15 protein-coding genes and 2 tRNA genes are annotated in these 12961 nt (G+C 62.5%); 8 read left to right on the top strand and 9 right to left on the bottom strand.

Annotated features, from left to right (window positions below):
* Positions 1 to 4: 4 nt before the first annotated feature.
* The 5 genes from serS (at position 5) to FM104_RS14330 (ending at position 3779) form a co-directional block, all read left to right on the top strand.
* Positions 5 to 1333 carry a serine--tRNA ligase gene (gene serS / locus FM104_RS14350; protein WP_087132910.1) on the top strand — a complete coding sequence of 443 codons (1329 nt, stop codon included), beginning with the start codon at positions 5 to 7 and terminating at the stop codon, positions 1331 to 1333.
* Positions 1330 to 2124 carry an HAD family hydrolase gene (locus FM104_RS14345; protein WP_087132909.1) on the top strand — a complete coding sequence of 265 codons (795 nt, stop codon included), beginning with the start codon at positions 1330 to 1332 and terminating at the stop codon, positions 2122 to 2124. The genes serS and FM104_RS14345 overlap by 4 nt, the downstream gene beginning before the upstream one ends.
* 146 nt (positions 2125 to 2270) lie before the next feature.
* Positions 2271 to 2355: transfer RNA gene (locus FM104_RS14340), tRNA-Ser, on the top strand.
* Between the two features lie 21 nt (positions 2356 to 2376).
* Positions 2377 to 3612: an LCP family protein gene (locus FM104_RS14335; protein ID WP_256971684.1), complete on the top strand. Its 1236-nt coding sequence runs from the start codon at positions 2377 to 2379 to the stop codon at positions 3610 to 3612.
* A gap of 75 nt (positions 3613 to 3687) precedes the next feature.
* A tRNA-Ser gene (locus FM104_RS14330) sits at positions 3688 to 3779 on the top strand.
* Here FM104_RS14330 and FM104_RS16910 read toward each other — a convergent pair.
* The 7 genes from FM104_RS16910 to FM104_RS14295 form a co-directional block, all read right to left on the bottom strand.
* A complete protein-coding gene (locus tag FM104_RS16910) occupies positions 3758 to 4864 on the bottom strand; it encodes a tyrosine-type recombinase/integrase (RefSeq protein ID WP_087132907.1) in 1107 nt (368 codons plus the stop codon). The two genes, FM104_RS14330 and FM104_RS16910, sit on opposite strands and share 22 nt — an antisense overlap.
* A 61-nt stretch (positions 4865 to 4925) precedes the next feature.
* Positions 4926 to 5120, bottom strand: a complete 195-nt coding sequence (locus FM104_RS16645; RefSeq protein ID WP_087132906.1) for a helix-turn-helix transcriptional regulator — start codon at positions 5118 to 5120, stop codon at positions 4926 to 4928.
* The gene (locus FM104_RS14315; protein WP_143738444.1) at positions 5113 to 5442 is read right to left on the bottom strand and encodes a hypothetical protein; all 330 of its coding nucleotides are present in this window, start codon (positions 5440 to 5442) and stop codon (positions 5113 to 5115) included. Before FM104_RS14315 ends, FM104_RS16645 begins: the two co-directional genes overlap by 8 nt.
* 150 nt (positions 5443 to 5592) lie before the next feature.
* Entirely contained in the window at positions 5593 to 7023 is a 1431-nt protein-coding gene (locus FM104_RS14310; RefSeq protein ID WP_087132904.1) for a hypothetical protein, read from the bottom strand.
* A gap of 108 nt (positions 7024 to 7131) precedes the next feature.
* Complete coding sequence (locus FM104_RS14305; RefSeq protein WP_143738442.1) at positions 7132 to 7410, bottom strand: hypothetical protein; 279 nt, start codon at positions 7408 to 7410, stop codon at positions 7132 to 7134.
* 254 nt (positions 7411 to 7664) lie between these two features.
* Positions 7665 to 8024: a hypothetical protein gene (locus FM104_RS14300; RefSeq protein WP_087132902.1), complete on the bottom strand. Its 360-nt coding sequence runs from the start codon at positions 8022 to 8024 to the stop codon at positions 7665 to 7667.
* The gene (locus FM104_RS14295) at positions 8024 to 8329 is read right to left on the bottom strand and encodes a hypothetical protein (RefSeq protein WP_087132901.1); all 306 of its coding nucleotides are present in this window, start codon (positions 8327 to 8329) and stop codon (positions 8024 to 8026) included. Before FM104_RS14295 ends, FM104_RS14300 begins: the two co-directional genes overlap by 1 nt.
* An 82-nt stretch (positions 8330 to 8411) precedes the next feature.
* On the opposite strand from FM104_RS14295, the gene FM104_RS14290 reads away from it, so the two are divergent.
* On the top strand, positions 8412 to 8885 hold the full coding sequence (locus tag FM104_RS14290; RefSeq protein WP_143738440.1) for a hypothetical protein: 474 nt from the start codon (positions 8412 to 8414) through the stop codon (positions 8883 to 8885).
* Between the two features lie 170 nt (positions 8886 to 9055).
* Here FM104_RS14290 and FM104_RS14285 read toward each other — a convergent pair whose 3' ends face one another.
* Positions 9056 to 9895, bottom strand: a complete 840-nt coding sequence (locus tag FM104_RS14285; RefSeq protein WP_218778590.1) for a hypothetical protein — start codon at positions 9893 to 9895, stop codon at positions 9056 to 9058.
* A 263-nt stretch (positions 9896 to 10158) separates the two neighbouring features.
* Positions 10159 to 11274, bottom strand: a complete 1116-nt coding sequence (locus FM104_RS14280) for a replication initiator (RefSeq protein WP_373407857.1) — start codon at positions 11272 to 11274, stop codon at positions 10159 to 10161.
* Positions 11275 to 11596: 322 nt separating this feature from the next.
* On the opposite strand from FM104_RS14280, the gene FM104_RS14275 reads away from it, so the two are divergent.
* Both FM104_RS14275 and FM104_RS14270 read left to right on the top strand, forming a co-directional pair.
* Positions 11597 to 12643 (top strand): iron-containing redox enzyme family protein, encoded by a 1047-nt coding sequence (locus FM104_RS14275; RefSeq protein ID WP_256971683.1) that lies wholly within the window; start codon positions 11597 to 11599, stop codon positions 12641 to 12643.
* Entirely contained in the window at positions 12553 to 12840 is a 288-nt protein-coding gene (locus FM104_RS14270) for a CDGSH iron-sulfur domain-containing protein (protein WP_306298525.1), read from the top strand. The genes FM104_RS14275 and FM104_RS14270 overlap by 91 nt, the downstream gene beginning before the upstream one ends.
* The last annotated feature ends 121 nt before the right edge of the window (positions 12841 to 12961 follow it).

Below are 12961 nucleotides of genomic sequence, written 5' to 3'. Positions count from 1 at the left end.
CCTGATGATCGATCTCGCCCTTCTCCGTGATGAGCCTGACCTCGTCCGACGCTCCCAGCTGGCGCGCGGCAATGCGGTTGACACCGTTGATGCCGCAATCGAGTCGGATCGTTCGCGTCGCAGCGCGCTCAGCGCGTTCGAAGAGCTGCGAGCCGAGCAGAATGCGTTCAGCAAGACAGTCGCGAAGGCGCCGAAGGACGATAAGGCCGCCCTGGTGGCGCAGGCCAAGGATCTCGCGGAGCGCGTCAAGCAGGCGCAGCGGGCATCCGGTGAGGCGGCTGAGGCTGCGGCATCCGCTCTGTCGCGCATCGAGAACATCGTGATCGACGGGGTTCCTGCCGGTGGCGAGGAGAATTTCATCGAGCTGCGCCACGTCGGCGAGGTTCCGAAGTTCGACTTCGAGCCGCGCGACCATCTCGAGCTCGGCGAGCTGCTGGGCGCCATCGACATGGAGCGCGGCGCGAAGGTGTCTGGCGCTCGCTTCTACTTCCTGAAGGGCATCGGCGCGCGGCTCGAGATCGCGCTGATGAACCTCGCGCTCGACAAGGCGCTCGCCAACGGCTTCACGCCGATGATCGTGCCGACCCTGGTGCGCCCGGAGATCATGCAGGGCACCGGTTTTCTCGGCGAGCACGCCGACGAGGTCTACCACCTCGACAAGGACGACCTGTATCTGGTCGGCACGAGCGAGGTTCCGCTCGCCGGTTACCACAAGGACGAGATCGTCGACCTGGGCGACGGCGCACTGCGGTATGCCGGATGGTCGACCTGCTATCGCAGCGAGGCTGGCTCGTACGGCAAGGACACTCGCGGGATCATCCGCGTGCACCAGTTCAACAAGCTGGAGATGTTCGTCTACACGACGCCTGAAGATGCCGAGGCCGAGCATGACCGGCTGGTCGCACTGCAGGAGGAGATGCTCACGGCGCTGGGACTCGCGTACCGAGTGATCGACGTCGCCGCGGGCGATCTCGGCTCGAGCGCTGCCCGCAAGTTCGACATCGAGGCGTGGGTGCCGACGCAGGAGGCGTTCCGTGAGCTGACGTCCACCTCGAACTGCACGACCTACCAGGCGCGCCGGCTCGACATCAGGTATCGCCCCGAAGACGCGCAGAAGACCACGAACGTCGCGACGCTGAACGGAACGCTGGCGACGACGCGCTGGATCGTCGCGCTGCTGGAGACGCATCAGCAGGCCGATGGCTCGGTGACGGTGCCGGAGGTACTGCGACCGTATCTCGGCGGGATGGATATGCTGCGCCCGGTGGGGTGGACGGAAGCGGTTGCGGATGCTGACTCCGCGGGTGCTGTCGAAGCGCAGGCGACGGAGTGACCGCTCGCGGCCTCGTCGGCCTGGATATCGACGGCACGATTCTGCTGCAGGACGAGACCCTCAGCCCCGGAGTTGCAGAGGCGGTGGCCGAGGTTCGGGATGCCGGGTATGAGGTCATGCTCGCCACCGGCCGCAGCTGGTCGGCGACACAGCGGTACCACGAGCTGCTCGAACTGACCGCCGAGTACGCGGTGTGCTCGAACGGTGCCGTGACCATGCGCCGCGTCGGCGATGAATGGGAGCGGTGGCACGTCGAGGTCTTCGATCCGAAGACGGTGCTCGGGCTCCTCACGGAGCGCCTTCCGGAGGCACGGTACATGGTGGAGCTCGGCTCGGGGCAGCGGCTGTACACCCAGCTTCTGCACGATTGGACGCTCGACAACGGGCGCGAGGTCAGCATGGAAGAACTCGCCGCACAGCCCGTCTCCCGTGTGGTCGTCGTATCGCCGGAACACGATGAGGCCGATTTCCACCGGCTCGTCGCCGAGGCCGGCCTCAACGAAGTCTCGTACGCCGTCGGCTGGACGGCCTGGCTCGACATCGCACCGCACGGAGTGAACAAAGGCACGGCGCTCGAGCGGGTTCGCGACGTGCAGGGCATCGCTCGTGACCGGGTGCTTGTGGTCGGCGATGGTCGCAACGATATCGGCATGTTCGAGTGGGCGGTCGACGGCGGTGGCCGCGCGGCGTCGATGGGGCAGGCACCGGAAGACGTGCACCAGGTCGCCGGCGAGGTGACCGGGCACGTTGATGTCGGTGGCCTGGCCACGGTGCTGCGCACGCTGCTGTGATCCTGCTTCGGGGCTGTTGAGCTGGCCTCTGACGGTGGCGAGGGCACAGGGTCTCCCCAGGTGATCAGGGCAAAATGGGGCGTTGGTGAAAAGGCTGCCGCGCGAACCGGATAGACTCGACGCCTGACTCGGTGTGAACCGAGCCAGGAGGGTTGTCCGAGCGGCCGATGGACCTGGTCTTGAAAACCAGTGGGCAGCAATGTCCCGTGGGTTCGAATCCCACACCCTCCGCAGAAGATCGAAAGGCACCGAGTGAGCAGGACTCCCCAGCTTCCCGTAGCCCAGCATGGCCAGCTTCGCTCACCGTCTGCCATGGGGCAACTGCTGAAGCTGATCGGCATAGCCTTGGCGATCGTGCTGGTGAGCGGTGTCGGTGTCGTCGGGTACGTGCTCACGAGCTGGGGAACCACCGTCAGTGCGAACGCGGTAGACCTGGACGGGCAGAAAGAACTCCCGCCCGACATCGCCGCCTACCCGGGCGGGTTCGACATCCTGCTGGTCGGTGTCGACACCTGCGAGCCGAAGTACGCGCACCTGTTCGGTGAGCGTTGCGACGGCAAGGATTCTGAGGGCTCGCTCAACGACGTGAACCTTCTCGTCCACGTCTCGGAAGAACCGCGTCGGATCACCGCGGTGAGTTTTCCCCGCGACATGATGATCCCGATTCCCGAGTGCGTCGATGAGAATGGCAATACCCGCTCAGCGATGAGCAAGCAGCCGTTGAACTCCGCCTACGCCGATGGTGGTCTCAACTGCGTCGCGAAGACCATCACCGAGCTCACCGGTGAGGATATTGAGTTCGCTGCAACAGTCACGTTCGGCGGCGTGATCGAGATCACAGATGCCATCGGCGGTGTCGACGTGTGCCTCGCCAGTCCTATCAAGGACAGCTTCACTAACCTCGACATGGCCGCAGGCACGCACACCATCAAGGGCCTGGAGGCGCTGCAGTTCTTGCGCACGCGCAAGGGCGTCGGCGACGGAAGCGACCTCGGCCGCATCGGCAACCAGCAGCAGTACATGTCGAGCCTCGCGCGCAAGCTCATCAGCGGCGAGGTCCTGGGCAATGTGCCGGTCATGCTGAAGCTCGCCGACACCGGACTGAACAACATCGAGCCGTCGTCTTCGCTGACCGACCCGATGAAGATCGTGCAGATCGCGCTGGCCGTGAAGAGCGTGCCGTTCGAAGACATCGTCTTCGTGCAGTACCCGACGCTGGAAGACCCGGACAACCGCAACAAGGTCGTTCCGAACCAGACCGCGGCGACCGCGCTCTGGGACGCGATCTCAGCGAACAAGCAGCTGCAGATCACCCACCAGAACACCAAGTACGACGGTGTCGTCGTGGCCGAGCCGGAACCGGGCGCCACGCCTGACCCCACGCCCAGCGCGACGCCGACACCTGGTGACGTCGTGGAGCTGCCATCGTCGATCAAGGGCAACTCCGCCGCCCAGCAGACCTGCTCGAACGGCAACGTGCGGCGCTGACCACCGCGATTCGTGGCAGCGGCCAGGAACCGTTATGATTGCAAGGCGCATCCATGCTTTCTGAGCTGGATGCACGGAGACGTCGCATAGTCCGGCCTAGTGCACCACCCTGCTAAGGTGGAGTCCTCTTACGGGGACCGAGGGTTCAAATCCCTCCGTCTCCGCCAGTTTTTCCCTGGTCAGAACCTGTTTTACGAGGTTCTGTCGACCGCCCTCCTTCCCGCGAATCGTGATTCGATACGTTCTCAGGGGAGTGTGAGGGGACCGGCGAGTTCAGGCGGTGCAGCGCTTCGATGTCCTGCGCCTCCCCAAGAACGTGCGCATAAATCTTCAAGACGGTGCGCGGATCGTCGCCCAGCCAGGCCGCAACCTGGTTGATCGGGATACCTTGCCGGAGCCAAGTGCTCGCAGCGTAGTGCCGGAGATCGTGAATCGTGTGCTCTGGAGAGGTCATCGTCCACGCGACCGCCCGACGGAAGTACGTGCCGCGCAGTTGCAGACCTGTCGCGCTTGTTGCCAGGTAGTTCGTCGGGCCTTTGCCAGATGCCCACTCCCTCGCGATGTCATGAGCACGCGCAACGAGCGGCACTGCTCTGCGTCCACGCGCAGACTTTGGAGCCTTCTCCGCATACCCGTCGCTCTGTGCCCGCAGAACCCGCACGGCGGGAAACGGTACATCTTGATCTTGCAGGTCGCCGACCCGCAGCGCCCTCAACTCAGACCAGCGCAGCCCCGTAAGGCTCAGCCATTCAGTGATGAGTGCGCCATGTGGCGACCGTTCCCGCTGAACGTCGAGCATGAGCCTCAAGACCGAAGCCGTCAGCGGAGCACCCTCGTGAGCTTGCACAGCGCCAGACGGCATCCGCACACCACGCACTGGATTGGACGGAGTAAGACGCTGCCGAACCGCCCACGACCAGAGCGCAGAGAGAGTCGTCCGAATCCGCGAAACCGTCGAATGCGCGCGGCTACCCAGCAGATCAGTGAGTAACGAAAGCACATCCGCCTCAGACACCGACCCGATAGGACGAGCGGCGAACTTAGGCGGAAGAGCCGCCAGGTTATCCCGATCCGTGCGCAGAGTGTGCGGGGCAACCTGGCCAGACCGTGCTTCGAGGAACGCAGCGGCGACCTCGGAGACAGGCGTGCGCTGTCGCTGAGGGGAGACGAACCCGCCAACGTGCAACGCTTCCTTTTCCTGCCGTTCGTATATCTCGGCCGCACGCCGAGTCGTGAACGTCTTATCCGCCACGACCCGGCCACCAGCATGCAGCCGAACGCGCCACCGAACACCCGATGCCGTCTCACGTCGCTCAATGCTCAACAGTCAGCCCCGCGAGTTGGTGTACATCCTGAACGGCCCACAGACGACGCGAACCAAGCACGAGGGGAGTCAGCGGGAAGGTACCGTCCTTGAGCCGCCTGGAGATAGTTGACCTGTCCACGCGCATAAGAGCCGCCAATTCCTCGGTGGTGTACCAGAGCGGCGTATCCGTCGTCTTACTCATCACGCCACCTCCGTATCTCCGCCACGATGCGGCGTTGTTCCTCAGTGAGCACGTACGAGAGATTGCCACCTATCGCGGCGTTTCCACCATCGGCGGCAGGCACAATCTCGATGAGCGTCGAGATGCTGAGCACATTCCCGTACGTCGTGACGTGCACAGGCCCGAAGTCCCGCATGCGCCACCGTCCAGGAGGATCAATGCCAGGGAGCGGGCCAGCATTGAGCTGGAAGTTGCCGTTTTCGTTGAATGTCCGCTGGCCCGGAATCAGGCCCTCGAAAGGAGAACGCCACTCATCACTAGGAACGCGCGGTGCGTCATTCATCATCCGATCCCTTCTCCTCGTAGCGGCATCTGCGTTCGTCGTATAGAGCTATTAGCGCTTCGCCATCTGTATTCGTCCATCGCCCGCACATCGCCTTACCTATCGCGGCACGTTCCGCACGCCCAATCCGTGCGTTGAGGTCGTCGACGGTCATACGTCGTCTCCCTCTGTGAACACAGGCTGTCTTGCCGTCAGCTGCTCGAACGGGATACGCAGGCTGGCGTAACGCTCAGCAATGGCAGCGGCCTCAGCCTCCGGCGTGTACGAGAATCGTGCGCGCACCCACTCGCCACCACGCTTGACCGTCACCCCACCAGGGCGAGTCTCGGGAATGAGCGTGGGCGAAGCACTGTCCGGCGTCCCGTCCGGGCGAGCACCAAGAATGGACTCCTCAGCAGCCCGTGTCTCTACACGGCACGCCCACTTCACGCCGCAGTTTGCGGAGAGTGCCGACGGGATGCTGTCCGAAGTCGGCTTCTGCGTGATCGACATCACGAAGATGCCCGCCGAGCGACCCTTCTTAACCAGATTGACAGTGAGCGCTGCAATCTCCTGCGAAAGCTCCTTCGCTGCCTTCGTCATGTGCTCTTTCGGGTCGAAGAAAGACTGGCACTCGTCCACCACCACGAGGACGAATCCCTCTTCGGCTGTCGCTCCGGCGTGCCAGAAGTTCGACGTACCCCGACGCTCCTTCTGCGTCTGCAACCGCCACCGCATCAGACTCGTGACCGCAAGTAGCTGCGCCTTCACCGCCTCGAGGTTTTCGTCATCCGTGTTCAGCAGCGCTGCACGCGGAGCGACCCACGACCAGTCCGAACCGCCTTTGCCGTCGATCACGACGAACTGCGCAGCGGGGTCAGCGCACAGCTGGGCGATGATGCTCGTTGCCCCGGCGCTCTTGCCTGAGCCAGGAACGCCCCCGACGACCGCGCCCGATTGATTCGCGAAGCTCGCCAGTAGCGGCGAACCATCCTCCTGCACACCGCACGGAATACCCGCCGCAAGTGAACCGCCAGACGACTTTGCCGCCCCCTTGAACGGATCACGAGTGCGCGCCGTGACCAATACCGACGACGCGCCAGCAGGGCTGATTTCGACATGGAAGCCGACCGCCGAGCTAACCCGCGCCACATCCCAATCGCCAGCGGTCACGCCCGGGGGATTCGCGAATCGTGCAGCCGGCCCGAGCGGAGTCAACTCGACACCAGCTAACGCCGGCCATAGGCGAACCCGCTGCCCCTTCCGGTCTACGGTTTCCCTTGTCAGCGCAGCAGCCATACCCCATGCTTCCGGGCGACGCAGTACACCAAGCGCCTTCAGCTCGTGAGGTGACAACGCGGCAGCGTCAGCGCGGGCCAGACGTGGCGCAAACAACCGCCCGAGCAGCCGACTACGCCCGAGCATCCGCCGACGCAGGGGAGCGACAGCGACGACCAGCACCGCACCGATGATGAGTATCGTCCACAGCGCACGACCGAGCACCGCCACGGACTCCATGCCACTCGGCGCACCGAACAACCCGAACCCGAGCAAGAACACAGCCACAACTACTGCGACTACCGCCGTGATGAACCTGTTCATCGCCGACCACCTTCCCCTTCATCACACGAACCGTTCGTGCTGCAGAACTCGGAGTAGGAATCGAACCCACCAGCGCACACAACGCGCCCACCTTGCCGAGCATCACCGTCAATCAGAAGTAAGCAGATTCCCCAACCTGTGAACCGCACGGTTGCCATGCTCGGCATCCAAAGCGCCATCCTCCAAGCGGATCAGTCCCCGCACATCGATCTCGTAAAAGTCGGTGTCAGGAATGTCTTGCAGGAAAAGCAGCACCCCATCTAGCCCATATCTCTCGTCGGGGTCCAACGGCTCCACGACGCACACGCCTTCTGTCACCGCCACGTCCTCCACAACGACGTGGCACAACTCGCGAGACTCAGTACCCTCGAGCACTGAAACCGTCACGGCAGCACCGTCTTGGAAAACGGGCAAGTACATATCTACCGAAGCGGTGCCAGGTTCGGAACCGACGACCACCCTCGAAACACGGGATGAGTACGGATCGTGTTCAACGACCGGCGGCTCCGGGGAAGCAGTCGCGTGACTATCCACCTGCGAGGCCGGTGAACACGCGACCAAGATGCCGAGGGCAGCCGCAGCCGCTACCGGAACGATGACGATCCGGTAGCCACCACGACGAAAAACCCGTACTACACGCATCAGGAAGTAGCTCTCTTGCCGCCCTGCCACGAGCCGCTGACGCTCACCCTCAGATCAAAAGAATCCTTCTGGTTGCTGACCGTGATTCGCGCGTCTGCAGCATCCAAGGTGATCTCCTGAAATGCCCCGAAACCTTCTTCGCGATCAACCGTGAGATTCACGTCGATGACGTCGGCTCCGTCGGCAAGCTGAAGAAGGGCGGGATGCCTGAACACCGCTGCCCCCCGAGCGTTGCGCTGAGGACGATCAGACGACTTCCCAGCCTCTTTGTCGAATTCATAAGCTGCGCGTCCGGGCTGACCGCTCTTAGCAAGCAACTTGACCCCTGACCCGAAGGGCAGGCTGACCGACCCGGCCATCAGCAGAATCCCCAAACGCGAACAGCGCCACGCTGAAGACGCTTCATCAGCGTCACCGGCTTGATCGTCGTACTCGACTCACGCAGGAACTCCGTCTTCACTGCTGCAACCGCCGCGATCTCCACCACCCGCTGCCAAATCAGCAGCTTCTGCAGCGTCGACAAGCTCTTCAGGCTAACCTCGCGCGGCATACGAGCGTTCTTTCGCGCTCGCGCCTCCACCTCTTCACGAAGCTTCTTCACCTCCGGCAGCTCGAACAGCTGCCGAATCTGCTCGTTCTCCGAAACCTTCTTCTTGTTGCTCATGATCTATACTCCTTGGGTAGTAGTTACTCCGTAGCCTCGGTAGGTTTACCTGGCTACCAGTAAAAACTATAAGCCTAGAACGATGAGTGTCAAGCCGGAGGTCGCAATGAACGTCAATGAATTGCACGACGACGCGATTAGCGAGCTTGTCGAAGGTGCGTTGCAGCCAGGGCTGGAGCAGGCATCCTCTGTCGCCACGTCGCGCGCTGACGGAACGCAGGTGCCGGAGCTTGACGGCATCGAACTGCTCCGCAACACGCAGGACGCCACCCGCCGCTTGCAAGCTCGAACCGTTCTAGTCGCCGCCCAGTTGCTTAGTTCGGGCACGCGGCAGACGACCCTTGCAGCTGCCCTAGGATTCTCTTCTGCTTCGAACTTCGCCAAGGATGCGCTTTGGCAGCAGTTGAAGCGACTAGCAGACGCGCTGACCGAAGCGCGCCGCAACGGGCAGCGAGAACTTCCGGTCGTCGAAGTGCAGGTGCCCGTCCGCCGTCAGGAGTTCCGCACCTACCGATTCGTCAATGTCTCTACGCGACTTACAACCCTGGCAGAGTGACAGCCAGCCTGACCGGGGACGATTGCTGATTTTGTACGTTCCAACCGGCCTCCGAGTCATCACTCGGGTAGCCCGCTCTGAGATTTTCTCTACCAAGCGAACACAAGAATGCCCTGATTTCTCGATGAGATCAGGGCATTCTCTTGATATCACGACGGTACGGGTCGGAACTAGTAGCCGATAACGTCGCGGCTAACTGTCGCTACGACATCGGCGGGCACGTCCGCAAGTGCGATTCGATACACGGCGTTCAGGCGTGGATTGAATACCCCCAAATGCGTGATGCTCTTGAACTCCGGTTGGCCCGAGCGTAGACCCATGAGTAAGTACATGAGTATCTGGAGGGTGTGATCTTTCGTGGGGCCGTTCACCGATACCTTGAAATCCCAGAGCGTGTCCGCAGTGAGGAAGTCGCCGTCACCTGCCGTGACTAGATCGCTGTAGCCGCCGGGGAATGTGAACCCGTCGAGCGTGACAGGCCCGTAGCTCTGAAAGAAAGTTAGTGAGCGCTCGACCATCGCTGCGATGTGGTCGGTCGTAATTTTGTCGGGTTTCGTACGCGCGTCCGGGTTGTACGCCATCGGTCCAACTCGATAGCCCACGTCGTAGCCCGCGAGCTTGCAGGCTGACAAAATCGCATAGCTATCCACCTTGCCCGCGACGAGACTGCCGACTTCCGCCTCAGCGGTCGCAAGTTCAGCACGCCCGATGTATGCCGCGCCCCTAATCGATATGGCAAACGCATCCCGAGGATCAGAGCCAGTCGCAAGACGCGTGAGGTAGTCCACGGCCATGCCCACCAGCGAAGCGTGGATGTTCTCGACCTTGTGATCGATAGGTGATGGCCCACCGTCGTCCAGTCGCCGCACCTCCATTGACCTCGCGTTGATGTACCCGCCGCGAGGCTGGGTCACCTCCTGAATGCGTCGCACAACTGTAGTCACGTTGGTCTTCCTCTCGTCTCTGGCAAACCTATCGTCCGCCTCCGACATCATCGGTACGACCACCATCACCGACTAAAGTTCCTATCCATGAATAAAGCGACCGCTTCGCGGTCGCAGGGCGGGACGGGGCACGGCTGCGCGTGCGGCTGGCGCCGTTCTCGCCGTGCCCCGTCCCGCCCTCGCACGAACCCGACCTTCTCATGTCGGCAATTTCCGGCGAATCACTGCCCCGTATCGGGCCTGCCGCAGGCGCTAGCGCCCTTGCCCTCGACTAGGAACACGCCGACTAGCCCCACCGTCACCAGCGAGGCCATTCCGAACAATTGCCGTTACGGTGCGCGGGCGTGCTGTCGAGACTCCCAAGACTCCCGAGCACGTCGCGCCCTCAGGTCAGCGGCGTAATTAGCCCACCAGACCTCATCGTGTCCGATCCCGCCAGCGTCATCGCGTGTCGAGTTTGAAGCGGCCCACGCCATTCGTTCTTCGCGGATGCGCTTCCGGGTCAGATGAGCGAACGACCAGCCTGGACGCTGTTTCGTTGGACGGCTCATCGTCACCGTGTGCCCGCCATACCCCAGCGAACGATGCGCACGCTTCGAGCAATCCGCTGCACCAGATGGCGGACAGTCCTTGCAGCGCACCTGAAACCGCGCAGCGTGCCGCAGGCGACGCACGAACTCGAACCGGTCGGGCGATGGGTTGCTGTCAGCGGCATCCTGTCCCGGTGTGATGTCCTTCAGGCTGTAATTCAGAGCTTTGGACACGTACCCGATGACGCGAGCCGCCGCCGTAGACATGTCGGGCGGCACGCCTTCCTCACGAGAATGTCGTGGCAGAATCTCCCGATCTTGCACGCCCTTTTGCCCCCATGCCATGACTTCTCCGGTTACCGGATGCGCAGCCGTTGCGCTTCGAGCAGCCGCACCCATCAGTGACGCATTGACCGGCGACCCTTCCGGCACCCGCACCACTGCGTGCAGATGCAGCGCCATCCGAGCCTGAACCTCGCGCACCACGAAGTACTCCATCGAGGATGCACGCCGTCGCATCGCATCCACCGACGACGCCCACAGGCGCGAAACTGTGCCGTGCCACTCGACTTGACCGCTGTAGTCGTATCTGTCCTGGTCAACCGGGATGCCGCGCAGATCAACGTCAGCGGGCGCATGTGTGACACCGCACGCGCACATTCGTCCGGCATGGTCCCAGGGCTTCGGGATTCGGTGAACAGCGCCAAAGCTGGGAGCACTGAGCGTGATGAAGAAGTAGCGGAAGCCCTTCACCGGCTGCCCGTCAGCATCGTACATGCCCGAACGCGCGAGCCGCTGCCAATCACCCCGATACTGTGCCGCGCACGATGGGCACACTGCCGATCGCCGTGATTGACAGCGAACGAACACGCCAGGCTGAGCCTCATAGGGGCGAGCGCAATTCGAACGCCGCATCGCTTCTGCGAAGGCATCCGCAAGACCTGTATCCGACATCGCAGTCGGTCGACCCAGGGGAGCAGCAGGGGAGTCGCACCGCCGAACACGCCGAAACCAGGCGTGCATTCGGTGCACGAGTGAGCACGATTACGCGGCCAATGTGACTCCCAAGGCACTGCTAAGGTGGAGTCCCCTTATGGGGACCAGGGGTTCGAATCCCCTCGTCTCCGCCAAAGAATCTGCCAACCCTCCTACCGGCATAATGCACGGTGGTCAAGGCGGTTCACCCACTAGATCAATCGCGACAAACTTCTGGTAGACCCAGAAGTGGAGATTGATCGTGTCGCAGATCACCGTCGCCCCGGAGACCATCCGCCTTCCGTTCGTCGCGCGCGGGCCGCTCAGCAGTTGCGTGTTGCACAGTCTGACCGACTCCTCGGCAGATCGTGAGCACACGGAGTTGGCTCGACTTGCGGTTGCTGAAACATCGGACGTAATCCTCGATGACGACATCCAGCTCGCCCTGTTCGCACTGTACGCCTCGGCCTACGGATCGTTTCAGCAATTCGATCCCGCGCTCGAATGGGACCCGGATCTGATCGAAACTCGGCGAATTCTGGAAGAGCATTTTGAACGCACCCTTCGAGAGAAGATCTCGACGCCAGACTTGCCGCATCCGACGGTGGATACGGTCTCCAGAGCGCTGTTCGCGCTGGCTGAAGCTGACTCCGGTCCGAGCCTGTCGCGTTACGTCGCCAAGAAGGCGACGAGAGAGCAGGCTCGAGAGTTCCTGATGCAGCGCTCGATATATACGTTGCATGAAGCGGATCCCCATTCCTGGGCGATTCCGCGCCTGCATGGGCGTGCGAAGGCAGCACTCGTAGAGATTCAGGCGGACGAATACGGCGGCGGCCGACCGGATCGTGTTCACGCGACGATCTTCGCCGCTTCCATGCGCGGTTTCGGCCTGGAAGACACGTATGGCGCCTATGTCGACGACGTGCCGGCGATCACCCTTGCCTCGCACAACATGATGTCGATGTTCGGCATCAACAGGCGCCTCGTCGGAGCCATCGTCGGCCACCTCGCTGCATTCGAGATGACATCCTCGGTGCCCAACCGAATGTATGGTGACGGCTTTCGACGGCTCGGCTTCGGGGACGACGTCACCGACTACTTCGACGAACATGTCGAGGCGGATGCTGTGCATGAGCAGATCGCCGGTCGCGATCTCGCGGGCGCTCTCGCTGAAGACAGGCCGGACCTGCTGGAAGACATCATGTTCGGTGCGGCCGCATGCCTCGCCGTAGACAGCTGGGCCGGCGCTCACATGCTTCGGGCCTGGTCCAATGGCGAATCGTCTCTGCGGACGGGCGCAGAATCATGAGCGAAGAGCGCGCAACGATCACTCCGTATCCGGATGGCCCCTTGCTATTGCGCGGAGATGTAGATCTGCGCACCGCCGATGGGGCGATCATCGAACGCCGCCGTCGCACGGTGGCACTGTGCAGATGTGGGCTGTCTGCAATCAAGCCGTTCTGTGATGGCACACACAAAGCGGCCGGCTTCCGCACAGACGACTGACGGCTCTGGAGCGTTCCGCCGACGGTTGGCACAACACAGCATCAGAGAAGGAGTGCGCAGTGACTAAGCCTCGATTCACCGATGAGCTTGGGTTCTGAGCGAGCGTCGTGACATAGAAATG

The organism is Microbacterium esteraromaticum (assembly GCF_900163815.1).
Taxonomy (GTDB): domain Bacteria; phylum Actinomycetota; class Actinomycetes; order Actinomycetales; family Microbacteriaceae; genus Microbacterium; species Microbacterium esteraromaticum_B.
Note: the sequence above shows the minus strand (reverse complement) of the source record. Positions and strands in the feature narration are given on the sequence as shown.